General features: G+C 60.7%; 7 protein-coding genes and 1 pseudogene. 2 read left to right on the forward strand and 6 right to left on the reverse strand.

The window, feature by feature from the left end:
* Positions 1 to 24 precede the first annotated feature (24 nt).
* Positions 25 to 216, reverse strand: a pseudogene (locus ACA065_RS14830) (OprD family outer membrane porin); the annotation flags it as partial.
* A gap of 608 nt (positions 217 to 824) precedes the next feature.
* On the opposite strand from ACA065_RS14830, the gene ACA065_RS14835 reads away from it, so the two are divergent.
* Positions 825 to 3,434: a type III effector HrpK domain-containing protein gene (locus ACA065_RS14835; RefSeq protein WP_497695170.1), complete on the forward strand. Its 2,610-nt coding sequence runs from the start codon at positions 825 to 827 to the stop codon at positions 3,432 to 3,434.
* A gap of 45 nt (positions 3,435 to 3,479) precedes the next feature.
* Here the strand turns inward: ACA065_RS14835 and ACA065_RS14840 are convergent, their stop codons facing one another.
* The 5 genes from ACA065_RS14840 to ACA065_RS14860 form a co-directional block, all read right to left on the reverse strand.
* Positions 3,480 to 4,349: an isocitrate lyase/PEP mutase family protein gene (locus tag ACA065_RS14840; protein ID WP_497695171.1), complete on the reverse strand. Its 870-nt coding sequence runs from the start codon at positions 4,347 to 4,349 to the stop codon at positions 3,480 to 3,482.
* Between the two features lie 133 nt (positions 4,350 to 4,482).
* On the reverse strand, positions 4,483 to 5,475 hold the full coding sequence (locus tag ACA065_RS14845) for a nucleoside hydrolase (protein ID WP_497695172.1): 993 nt from the start codon (positions 5,473 to 5,475) through the stop codon (positions 4,483 to 4,485).
* Positions 5,476 to 5,497: 22 nt separating this feature from the next.
* Complete coding sequence (locus ACA065_RS14850; RefSeq protein WP_497695173.1) at positions 5,498 to 6,526, reverse strand: LacI family DNA-binding transcriptional regulator; 1,029 nt, start codon at positions 6,524 to 6,526, stop codon at positions 5,498 to 5,500.
* 172 nt (positions 6,527 to 6,698) lie between these two features.
* Positions 6,699 to 8,027, reverse strand: a complete 1,329-nt coding sequence (locus tag ACA065_RS14855; RefSeq protein ID WP_497695174.1) for an OprD family outer membrane porin — start codon at positions 8,025 to 8,027, stop codon at positions 6,699 to 6,701.
* A gap of 128 nt (positions 8,028 to 8,155) precedes the next feature.
* Positions 8,156 to 9,550, reverse strand: a complete 1,395-nt coding sequence (locus tag ACA065_RS14860; RefSeq protein ID WP_497695175.1) for an MFS transporter — start codon at positions 9,548 to 9,550, stop codon at positions 8,156 to 8,158.
* A 528-nt stretch (positions 9,551 to 10,078) separates the two neighbouring features.
* Between ACA065_RS14860 and ACA065_RS14865 the strand changes: the two genes are divergently transcribed.
* Positions 10,079 to 11,788 (forward strand): ShlB/FhaC/HecB family hemolysin secretion/activation protein, encoded by a 1,710-nt coding sequence (locus tag ACA065_RS14865; RefSeq protein ID WP_497695176.1) that lies wholly within the window; start codon positions 10,079 to 10,081, stop codon positions 11,786 to 11,788.
* The last annotated feature ends 20 nt before the right edge of the window (positions 11,789 to 11,808 follow it).

The following is an 11,808-nucleotide window of genomic DNA, read 5'->3' on the forward strand; positions in this document are numbered from 1 at the left end:
ATTATACCGGCGCACCTGTGCTGCTTACAGCAGGGTGAACGGGTAGTCGACGATCACCCGCAGCTCGTTCAGTTTGCCATCGCGCTGGTCGGCATCCGAGGAAACCATGGCGTCACGCACACGCAGCGACAGGTTTTTCGCCGGGCCGCTCTGCAGCACGTATTTGGCCTCCACATCCGTCTCGTGGTGGTCGCCATCGGCACCGTCGTATGGGCTGCCAGGAACGAGTAGGTCGCAGCCACCGAGTACGTGGTGTTGTTGATGGCCCCGACCTTGGCGCTTTCGCTGCTGGTCAGGTTAAAACCGGTTTGGCTGACGCTGGCGCACTCCACCAGTGTTAACAGGCTCCACTGTTTGATCATGTTGTTACTTCCCCGGAATAATTAACGCGTGCACAGAAATACCGCAATTGTTGAAATGGCGCATGAGTTTTGTTGGCAGATTTTTCAGTGAGCGGCATGCCGTTTTTATTGTGTTCGACGTGGTCGTCGAAACTGATTTTTATCATATTTTTCGAGGGTTACAGCGGTGCCGAGGATTAAACTCGATTAATTAAACTTCACGTTTTTTAATCGGGAACAGGTGTAGCTTTGATAGGGTCTTAGCCGCTCTGCTTCGACAAAAAACCTTTGGTTTGCCGCCGCAGGCTCTGCGGCGGATTTTTTAGGCTTAGTTAAATAAACTTATATAAAGATTGATACGTAGAGTTTGCCACTAACTAGTGGCGATATGACTCTGCTCGTCCCGATTATTTGTGTGTAACATGACTGTTGCACTTACCCGCCAATAATCCTCTCTCCCACGCCATATCAAGGAGAGCGGTCATGCAGGTCAACCCGGTCGACAGCACACCCAAAGTGGGCGCTAACCCCAACTGGAATAAAGCGGTGTCCAGGGCGGTAGACAATCAGCCCGGCGACAACCGCCTCGGGCCTGATACAAAGCGGCCTCAAGGCGACTTTCGCAGCGCGCAGCAGATCATCGACGACAACCCGTTGCTCAAGAACCTTGGCAACCAGAGTGGCGTGAAAGACAAACTGCGTGAGCGTGTGGGGGACTTCGAGCATGACCCGGACGCGGCTTACCGAGCCAGCCGAGTGCTGGAGCACATCGAAAAACTCGACGAAAACGGCAAACCCACGGTTAAACGCTCGGAACTCAACGACGCCGGTAACGGCAAGATCGACGGGTTTACCAAGGGCGGTGATGCGCGCCACGGTACTGAGGCCGGGCGCCTGCAGGATTTTGGCAAGTACGGCTGGGACACCCTCAAGGGCGATCTCCCCGCCACCCAACCCAAGGCGCCGCCCAAGGGTGACGTGCCGTCCAATCACTTGCCACTGCCCGGCGAAGGGCGCCCGCTGGGCGATACCCGCAGCGCCCAACAGATCATCGACGACAACCCCTTGCTGAAAAACCTCGGCAACCAGAGTGGGGTCAAAGACACGCTGCGCGAGCGCGTCGGCGACTTCGAGCACGACCCCGATGCGGCCTGGCGTGCGGCGCAGGTGCTCAACTATGTCGAGAACTACGACGAGACCGGCAAGCACATTGACGGCGGCAACGTCGGCAATGGCCGCATCGACGGCTTCACCAAGGATGGCGAAGCCCGCCACGGTACGGAAGCCGGGCGCCTGCAGGACTTCGGCAAGTACGGCTATGACAACCTCAAAGGCCTGGATGGCAACAGCGCCGACGACCAGATCAAGGACATGAACGCCAAGGCCACCGAAGACGCGGTCAAGGCCGCTGGCGGTAACGCCTCCAAGGTCGGCGCCGACTATTTCGTCAGCGGCAACAGCAGCGCCAGCGGTGCGGACAAAACCGCCGCGATCATCCAGCTGTCCACCGGCCTTGCCAACTACAAGGCCGGCGCGGATGCGTTCGCGCACCAGGGGCCGGATGCGGCCAATGAGTGGTCAGGCGACGGCCCGTCACCGGGTCAGCAGCGTGAGGACTTTATCAAGGATGTGCAAGGCCGTATCGACAGGCTCAGCAAAGACCCGGACGTGCAGCAGTTCCTCAACACCCAAGGCACCGAGCAACTGCAGAAAACGGTGGCCGCCGACCCGGCCCTGAAAGCTGAGATGGAACGGCGCCTGGAAGCGTCATCGAGTACCGACGCGCTGGAAAGTGCCTTCGCCGTCAAGGGCGGCAGCACCACGGATGCGCTGTCGAGTTTTATCAAGTACCCGGATTTCTACGCCCAGGCTCTCGGCAAGCAGCCGGACTACAAAAAAGCCCTGGAAAACGCCCCGCAGGCGATCAAGGACAAGGTCAAGGCCGAGTACGCCGACATCACCTCCGGCAAGCAGATCAACGACCTGATCGCCAGCGGCGTGCCGGCAGACAAGGCGGTGATTCAGTCCGGCGTGAACAAGGCCATCTTCGACGCAGTACTCGACGACAAGACCGTGCAGGCAGGCAGCTCAAGCTTCAACGACGCGGCCACCAAACTGGGCCGCGAAGACCTGCTTAAAGGCCAGTCCATCGACGATTTCTACCGCGGCCTGGGGGTGACCGGCGCCAACGACCCGCGCCTTGAGCAAGTGATCAACGACAACATTGCCGCGTTCACCGCGCCCGGCGAAGCACCGCCGAAAACCGCCGACATCATCAGTGGCATTCGTGCGGTGGAAGACGCCATGCGCGGGGGCGCCAAGTTCGACGACGCGATCAAGAAAGTCCAAAGCACCTGGGGCGGTAAACTGCCGGCCGGGGTCAGCGCAACGTACAAGGCCGGGGTCATGCATGGCGTGTCCGGCGTGTTGCTGGCAGGCGCCATCGGCACGCGCATCGCCGCCGGCAAGGGCGGCAGCACGGCGCAAACGGTTGGGCAGTCGTTCCAGGCGGCCGGGCTGTTCCTGGAAGGCGGCGCCAAGTTTGTCCAGGACCAGTTCGACCGCACCCAACAAGGCACCTACAAGTTTGACGCGCCCAAGTATGTGAAGGACGTGGAGAACGTCGGCAAGAGCCTGGGCGGCGTGGCGGGTAACGTGTTGGGCTTGGTTACCGGGGCGATTTCCGCCAAGAACTCGGCGCAGAGTGGCGACAAGGTCGGGGCCGGCTTCCAGGGCACCTTCGCTGGGCTCAATGGCCTGTCGGCCGTGGCCGGCGTGGTGGAGGTCGCCACTTACGTAGTGCCGCGCATTACCACGGTGGCGGCGGGCGTTGCAGAGGCGGCAGGCGTGATTGGCGGGGCTGCGGGCGCATTGGCTGGCGCAGTCGGCGGCATCGCCGCCGTGGGCGGGCTGATCTACGCGATCATTGCCGACATCAAAGCCGACAATGCGCGCAAAAAACAGCAGGAAGAGTGGTACACCGGGCTCAAGGACCAGCTCGATGACTTCGGTGTTACGCCGCCGCCGTTGGACGTGATCATTGCGCCAAAAAATGGCTACGTGGACGTGGGGAATCCCAGCGCCAATTACTGACTGAGAGCGGCGGCCAGTCGGTACTGGCCGCCGATTGACTGACGCTTACTCTTTCACATCCATGAACTCTTGCGCCCACGCCACATAACTTTCCGGCAGCGTGTAGGTATGCGTCAGCTCAGTCGCGCTGAGGTTCGTGGTGCTGCTGGTCAGTTTGCGTTGGGCGCGCAGGCTGTCGTAAGTCGCCTTGATCGAGGCGAAGTAAGCGCCATGGCCGGCTACCACAACGCGTACGCCCAACGCGGCCAGGCGTTCGCTGTCATTGAGCTGCGGGTTGCCGTAGGTCACCAGCATCAGCGGCACCGTGAGGTTTTCGGCGATCTGTTCAAGGTGGTTGAAGTCTTTGACGCCGACCATGCAGATGCCATCGGCACCGGCCTTTTCATAGGCCTTGGTGCGCGCGATTACGTCTGCGGTCGGCAACACACCGGCATTGGTGCGGGCGATGATCGACAGCGCAGGGTCGACCCGCGCCTCGAGGGCGGCCTTCACTTTGCCGATGCCTTCCTCGACGGAAATCAGGTCGGTGGACTTACGCCCAAATTGTGCGGGCAACAACGTGTCTTCAATCGTCAGTGCCGCGACGCCTGCGCGCTCAAGCTCCTCGACAGTGCGCATCACGTTCAGCGCATTGCCGTAACCGTGGTCGGCGTCGGCAATGAACGGCAGTTGGGCGACACGGCCAATGCGGGTGGCCTGTTCAACGAACTCACTCAGCGTGATCAACGCAAAATCGGGTGCCGCGAGGACCTGCAACGATGCGACCGAACCACCCAGGATGCCGACTTCGAAGCCCAGGTCGGCGGCGATACGCGCAGACATGGGGTCGAAGACGGAGGCGGTTTCAACGCAGATTTGTTTTGCAAGCAGTTCACGGAAGTTGCGGCGTAGCGCTGAGTGAGAAATCTTTGGCATGTTCTTTCCTGGCTCTGGTCATCGTCAAGTGACGATCAATGTCTATTCGTGGTGGCGCCAGATTACCACGCAGGCGAACGGGGGATTATGACGTTTGAGCATGAGGCATGCGCCAAACCTATGGATCTTCGGTTCACGGTTTGGGAATGGACGCGCGCAAGTGCCGTTCTATGAGCGCCAGCAACCGGCCGTTGTCCACGGTTTGCAGCACGTTAATCGGGCGGCCGGCAGGCGCCTCAATGCCCACATCCAGGCGCAGCGGTTGCTTGTAACGCCAGGTTTTACCGCGTGTACGACCTGCGCGCAGTTCAATATCGGCAAAATAGGCACTGGCGGTGGCGATGTCGGGGTCAAGCAGCCAGGCGATGACCAGAGCGTCGTGGATCCAGCAACCGGGCAGGCCACGGGTGGTCATCGAGTAATCGATCCAGGGGCGGAAGGTTTCGCAGACAAATGCAGCGAGTGGCGTGTCGATCTGTGCGATACGGTCGAGGTCGGAGTGGGTCATCAGGGTCTGGGTGGTGACATCCAGCGGCACCAGGGTGATGTTTGCACCGCTGTTGAGGACTTGGTGGGCGGCTTCGGGATCGAAGCCGAAGTTGGTGTCCTTGATGTAGTCGTCCAGGCCAAACACGCCGCCCATGATCACAATTTGCCTCACGGCGACGGTCATCTGCGGGTAGCGTTGCAGCGCTTGTGCAACGTTGGTCAAGGGGCCGATCGCGACCAGGGTGATTTCCCCAGGGTTGGCACAAATCAACTGACCCATCGCGTCAGCCGCCTGCAACGCGGGGGCCTGGTATGCCGCGGGCGCGCGTACGCCTTGCCATAAATGCGCGAGCTGGCGCTTGTGTACGCCGTTGTCCAAGGCCTCGCGCCAGGGGGCGGCGGGTTCTTCCAAGGCCTGTGTGCTGCCCTGTACCACCTGCATCGGTCGACCGACCCGGACCATCAAATCCTGGGCCACGTTGTAGCCTATGGCGCTGGGCGTGTTGCCCGCGACGGTGGTGACCAGTTCAAGGTTCAGCCCGGGGGCCGCCAATGCCAGCGCCAACGCCAGGCCGTCGTCAACATTTGCGCCTGCAATCCCGTTGCCGGGGTCGCAATCAATAATTAAACGCTTCATTTCACCTTCTTGTTTTCTTGTTTCAGGCGCGCGGGGTGTTTGCCGCCGTGCATCCGCAGGATTCACCCAGCACCAGGCGATGGGAAAACTCTTGCAACTTCACCTCGCCGTCCCAGGCCAGCAGCATCGAAATGGCTGCCTTGGCCATCTCCTTGACGGGCTGGCACACGGTGGTCAGGGACGGGGTACAAAACGCCGAGGCCTCGGTGCCGTTGAAGCACACCAGCGCGACGTGCTCCGGCACCTTAAGGCCATGTTCCGACAGGGCCCGTACGCAACCGATGGCTTGCGCCTCGTTGGAACAGAACAGCGCGCGCGGAGGGCTGCCGTTCGCCAGCATGCGTTGAGTGGCGTCATAACCGCCCTGGCGGGTGTAGCTGGCAGGAAAGATCCAGTGCGGGTGCGCTTCAACCCCGGCGTCATTCAGTGCGTCGCGCCAGCCGTTGAGACGGTCCTGGGCGTTGAGCATTTGTGCATGGCCGCAGATGATGCCGACGTCGCGGTAACCATGGCTGAGCAGGTGCGCGGTGACTTGTCGGGCCGCGGCGCGTTCGTCGACTCGCAACATGTTGACGCGCAGCTCGGGGTCGACACGGTCGAGCATGACAAACGGCGTGCCGCTGGCCTGGATCAGTTCGATGTGAGGGTGACGGTCGACGCTGGTGTAGAACAGGCCGTCGACGCGCTGGCTGAGCAGGCTGTTGATCAGGCTCAATTCGCGTGTACGGCAATCACCGGAATCCCCCAGCAGGATCACCAGCCCGTTATCCAGCGCCTCTTGTTGCAGCGCATGGGCAAAGGAGGCGATGAAGGTGTTGGAGATGTTCGGGACGATCAACCCGTAGGTCCTGGTCTTGCCCGACGCCAGTGCCTGGGCCACGCCGTTGGGGCGGTAGCCGGTGGCTTTGATGGCGTCCAGTACGCGTTGCCGGGTGGCTTTGGCCACGGGCCTGGGGCCGTTGTTGATCACATAGCTGACGACCGCCACCGAGGTGCCCGCTTCACGGGCGACGTCATCGCGAGTGGCGCGGCTTGTGTGTTGTCTGGTCAAGGAACCTTCCCCAGCAGAGGGCTTGGCAGAGGGTCTACCCGCGTAGACCCTGGGGTTAAAAAAATAGAAAAGGGGTGGCAGACACGGGGCAGCACCGACTTTTCATAAACGACATTATCCCTTCGGTTTTGTTGCAGTTTGATGACCCGCGGCGTCTGCGCGCGCGCACTTTTTAGAACAGGGCGTAGGTGTAGCTGAAGATAACGCGGGCCTGATCGACCGCGCCGACATTTGGAACACCGCTGCGCAAACTGCCTTCGCGCAGGGTCGCGCCCAAGCCTTTGAGGGCCCCGCTTTGCACCACATAGTCGATACGTGCATCACGTTCCCACTCCGAATAGCGCTCGCCGCCGGCTGATCGAATGTTATCGCCATGCAGGTAGAGTACTGACGTGGTCAGGCCGGGTATGCCCAGGGCCGCAAAGTCATAGGAGTACTGGCCGAAAGAGGTGTTTTCGCCGGCACGGATGAAGGAGTTGTCCATCACGTCAGTGATCAGGTACACGCTCGCGCCGCCATTGCCTTGGTTGTTGCCGTTGCCGTCCAGCACGTTGCCCTGGTTGAGGTACACCACGCCGCCGGAGTCGGACACTTGCTGGCGGCCGAGCATGACCGCGTGGCCGCCCAGGGTGTAGGTGAATGCGGCGCTCCAGGTAGTGTTATCGACTTTGCCGGGGTTGCTGGCGTAGCCCCCGTTGTTGTTGAACACATACCCGGGCTGGCCGTTTTTGCCTTGGGAGGTGCTGTTGAAGTAGCGCAAGTCGGTTTTGAAGCGTGAATTGCCATCAAGCTGGGTGGTGTTCAACAGACCCAGGAAGGTCTGGTTGTAATAGTCGCTGAGGTTGGCACGGTAGAGTTGTACGGTGGTGTCTTTGTTGGGTTTCCAATCGGCGCCGGCGTAGGTGAACGTGCTGCCCTCGGTGCCGCCCGCAACGGCTAACGCGGTGGCGTTGGATGACGCGCGACCGGTAGAACGGTCCAGTTGCCCGGCATTGATCGTCAGGTTGTCGATTTCCCTGGAGGTCATCGTTACACCTTCAAAGGTTTGTGGCAGCAGCCGGCCATCATTGGCGACGAGAATCGGCAGGTTGGGGGAGAGTGCGCCGCCTGCGTGAAACTCGGTCTTGGAGAGCCGGACCTTGGCATTGCCGGCCAGGCGGCTCCAGTCGTCGACCGGGCTGCCGTCGGCGCTTACCGGGGAAAGCGAGTTCTGTGTCGTGGCACTCGGATGCTGGGTGCCGCCGGACAGATTGAATGCCTGCAGTGCTTGCAGATCAATACCAAAGCCCACGGTGCCTTGGGTAAAACCCGACAGATAATCGAGTTTGAAACCTTGGGTGAGTTGGTTCTGGTCGACGCCGGGCGTAGTGGGGTTATCACTGCGCAAGTAGAATGTGCGTGCGCCGAGGGTAGCGCTGCTGTCATCGACGAAACCTGCGGCCAGGGCCTGCTGGGCCAGGAATGTTGCCGTTATCGCGAGTGCCAGGGTGGATCTTTTCATGACGACGCTCCTATTAATGTGCCGTTTTTCAGGCATGGCTTCGCCCGGCTGCTGATTCACAGTCGTGCGGGTTGGCGCCTTCTACGAGGCGTCAGGGGGTGCTGGTTTTTACGGGTGAAGGGTCTGCGTTAGATGGCATCTTCCAGCGCGTTGAGGTCGCGACCACGGGTTTCCGGGGCGACAAACGTGGTGAAGAAACCAATGCTGGCCATGGCGGCAAAGTAGGTTGCGATCGGCCACCAATGGCCGGTCCAAGACAACAGCGCCGCCGCAATCAATGGTGCAGTGCCGCCCGAGAGAATCGAGCCGAGCTCCTTGGCCAACGCCAACTGGGTGTAGCGGTTTTTCACGCCGAACATCTCGACGCTCCACGCCGCTTGCACACCGAAAATGCCCAGTGATGCCAGGCCCATGCCGACCACCATGGTGGCGGTGACGATCAGCGGGTCGCGGGAATCGAGCAGCATGAACGCCGGAAATGCATAGAGCATCAATAACAGGCAAAACCCGCGGTACACCATGCGGCGGCCGAAACGGTCGGACAGCCAGCCGGCCAGCGGGATGATCAGGAAACCCAGGATTGAAGCAATCAACACCGCCTGGGTTGCGACCGACTTGTTCACAGTCAGCACTTTCACCACATAGCCGACGATAAACCCCTGAGCCAGGTAGGACGGGCCGTTTTCGCCGATGCGCAAACCCACCATGGTCAGGAACGCGCGGCGGTTTTTCCAGACACCGGCTGATGGCGTGTGCAAGGGCAGGGCGGCCCTTCGTGTGTCGCGCTGAGCTTGCAGTTCGGCCTTTCTTTGTTCGAACACCGGGGTTTCCTGCAGGTTGCGTCGTAGCCACAACGCAGCCAGCGCGATCAGCGAACTGCACAGGAACGGGATACGCCAGCCCCAGTCCTGCAGTTGCTGTTGATCCATCTGTATCACCGCCAACCACACCAACGAGGCCACTAACGTACCGCTGTTGGAGCCCAAGGCGATCACCGAAGACACCAGCCCCCGGCGCTTGGCCGGTGCGAATTCGCCGAGCATCACAGTGCCCGCCGCGAGCTCGGCGCCGGCGCCAAAGCCTTGGGTGAACCGCAGCAGCACCAGGCAGGTCGGAGCCCAGATGCCGATGGACGCGTAACTGGGGATCAGGCCGATCAACGTAGTAGAAGCGCCCATCAGCACAACAGTGGAGACCATCACCACCTTGCGGCCCTGGCGGTCGCCCAGCCAGCCGAAGAACAATGCGCCGATGGGGCGCGCCACGAAACCGACCGACCAGGTCGCGAAGGTCGACAACAAGGCCATGGCCGGTGTGACATTGGGAAAAAACACGTCGCCGAAGATCAGACCGGCCGCCAACCCATACAGAGCAAAGTCGGCATATTCCATTGCCGTGCCCAACCAGCAGGCAAGAGTGGCGCGGTACATCTCCCGGCGCCCACGCGGGGTGGACAGACTTTCATCCGCGGCGCCACGGCCTGCCGACGAGGCGGGATAGGCGGTTTGTTCAAGCATGGACATCAAAAAACTCCCGATCTGAGGATGTGCCAGGCACCACTCGATCCCTTGTTCCACAGCTATCTACGCGCGTAGATTCCAGTCCTTGAAAAACGGCCCGAGGATGAACCTCAAAGGCCGATGCTGACAATCGATGGAGCGGTGTTGGTCAATGACTGACGTATGGGGTCAGGAAGACGGGTGTGACCTATCTCCGGGCGGGATTCTAGGCAGGGTTATGTTGCGGGCCGATGACAGCAGTCGCGCTTTTTCCAAGGCGACCGGTGGCGTGCGGGGCAGGCGCTGAGGGTCGAGGTGCTGCTGGTCAACGTGCGTTGCGCACGCAGGTTGTATGGATCCTCGGTTCACAGTTCGGCGATGGACAACCCAAAAACCGTTCGCGGCTCATAAACCAATGCCGCTGTTTTAGCCAGAATACAAACATGAAACATTTTGTAAAAGTTTCATGTTTGACAAATTGACGCCAAAAAAATGTGTCCATAGTATCGCCGTCCAGTGATGGCACTACGCCATTTAGTCAAGGGAATGGCCATGCGCGTTTCAATCCTCACAGTGAGTTGCTATGCGCTGGCGCTGACAAGTCTTGCGGTGGCCATGACGCTGCAGGCGGCGCCCAACCCGGGTGATACCGACCTGATCCGCGACCGCCAGGACCGACTCCTCGAAGAACAGCGCCGCCGCCTGGACGACATTAAGGACCTGCCCGGCAACGCCACACCGTTACCCGCGCCAAACGTTGCTGCGGACAATCGCTGTTTCCCAATCAAGACCCCCGAACTGAGTGGCGCAGACGCGCTTGGCGCCAACGAACGCACGCAGATGCTGGCGCCTTATACCGGGCAATGCCTGGGCGTGGCGCAGCTCAATGCGCTGCTTAAAACCATCACCGAGCGCTACATCGACAAAGGCATGGTGACCAGCCGCGCCTATTTGCCACAACAGGATCTGTCCAGCGGCAACCTGAAGGTACAGGTGGTGGAGGGCCGCCTCGAAGGCTTGAAGGGCGCTGAGGGCAGTGGCTTTTCCGAGCGCCAGCTGGCCCAGGTGTTTCCCGGCAAGCCCGGTGATGTGCTCAACCTGCGGGAGATCGAGCAGATGGTTGACCAGCTCAATCGCTTGCCGTCGAATCAAGCGCAAATGGAGCTGGCGCCGGGCAAGGCCGTGGGCGGCAGCGACGTGCTGGTCAAGAACAACCCGCAAAAGCCCTGGCGCGCCGGTGTGTCCTACAGCAACGACGGCCAGCGCAGCACCGGTCGCCAACAGGCTGGCACCAGCTTGGATTGGGATAACCCGCTGGGGTTGTCCGACCAACTCTCGCTGCGCGCCGGGCACGACGTGGTCAGTGATACCAGCAAGAATTCGCGCAACGCGATGCTCAATTACAACCTGCCGTTCGGCTGGTGGAACCTCACCTACAGCTACAGCGAAAGCGAATACCGCTCCCAGGCCCAGGCCAACGGTTTCAGCTTCAAGCAGAGCGGCGACAGCCAGAACCACCAACTGCGCCTGGAGCGGGTGATCTATCGCGATGCGCTGAGCAAAACCTCGCTGAACACAGGCGTGTCCTACCTCAGCACCCACAACTACATCGAAGACAGCAAGCTGGCCCTGAGCAGCAACCGCATCAGCGAAGCCCAGTTCGGCATCAACCATGGCCGGCGCATCGGCGGTGCTTTTCTCAACATCGACCTGGGCATGCAAGACGGCATCGGCGCCTTCGATGCGCAAAGCAATCGCGACGTCAAAGCCGGGCAGCCCGACGCGCGCTACCGCAAATACACAGCCACCCTCAGCTATTTGCAGCCGTTCAAGCTGTGGGATGAGTCATTCAGTTTCAGCAGCCTGATCACCGGGCAACACAGTGAAGACGTGCTGTTCAGCCCACAGCGCACCAGCCTTGGCGGGCAGTCGTCGATTCGTGGTTATCAGGACCAATCCCTCACCGGCGACAGCGGCGGTTACTGGCGCAACGACCTGCGCTGGACCCGCCCGGTGACCTGGAACTGGATGCACGCGGTGTTTGCCGAGTACGGCAGCAGCCTCGGCTATGACCAGGGCGTGATCAGCCACGGGCGCTACAACCCGGACCAGCACGGGCGCATGACCAGTGACGCGCTGGAGCTGTTTGCCCGCGGCCCGAACGTCGCCGCCACCGTGACCTTTGCGCATTCGCTGGAGCGACCGGACGCCATCACCGAGCGTGAAGCACCGATCTATTTGCGCCTGGATTTCTTTCTTTAACTTTTTTGCCTTCGTGCATC

The sequence above is a fragment of the Pseudomonas sp. LBUM1640 genome (assembly GCF_059716225.1).

Excerpts from the sequence above, each read along its gene's own strand:
- ACA065_RS14835 (WP_497695170.1), top strand. The coding sequence starts at position 825 with ATGCAGGTCAACCCGGTCGACAGCACACCCAAAGTGGGCGCTAACCCC.
- ACA065_RS14840 (WP_497695171.1), bottom strand. The coding sequence starts at position 4,349 with ATGCCAAAGATTTCTCACTCAGCGCTACGCCGCAACTTCCGTGAACTG.
- ACA065_RS14845 (WP_497695172.1), bottom strand. The coding sequence starts at position 5,475 with ATGAAGCGTTTAATTATTGATTGCGACCCCGGCAACGGGATTGCAGGC.
- ACA065_RS14855 (WP_497695174.1), bottom strand. The coding sequence starts at position 8,027 with ATGAAAAGATCCACCCTGGCACTCGCGATAACGGCAACATTCCTGGCC.
- ACA065_RS14860 (WP_497695175.1), bottom strand. The coding sequence starts at position 9,550 with ATGTCCATGCTTGAACAAACCGCCTATCCCGCCTCGTCGGCAGGCCGT.
- ACA065_RS14865 (WP_497695176.1), top strand. The coding sequence starts at position 10,079 with ATGCGCGTTTCAATCCTCACAGTGAGTTGCTATGCGCTGGCGCTGACA.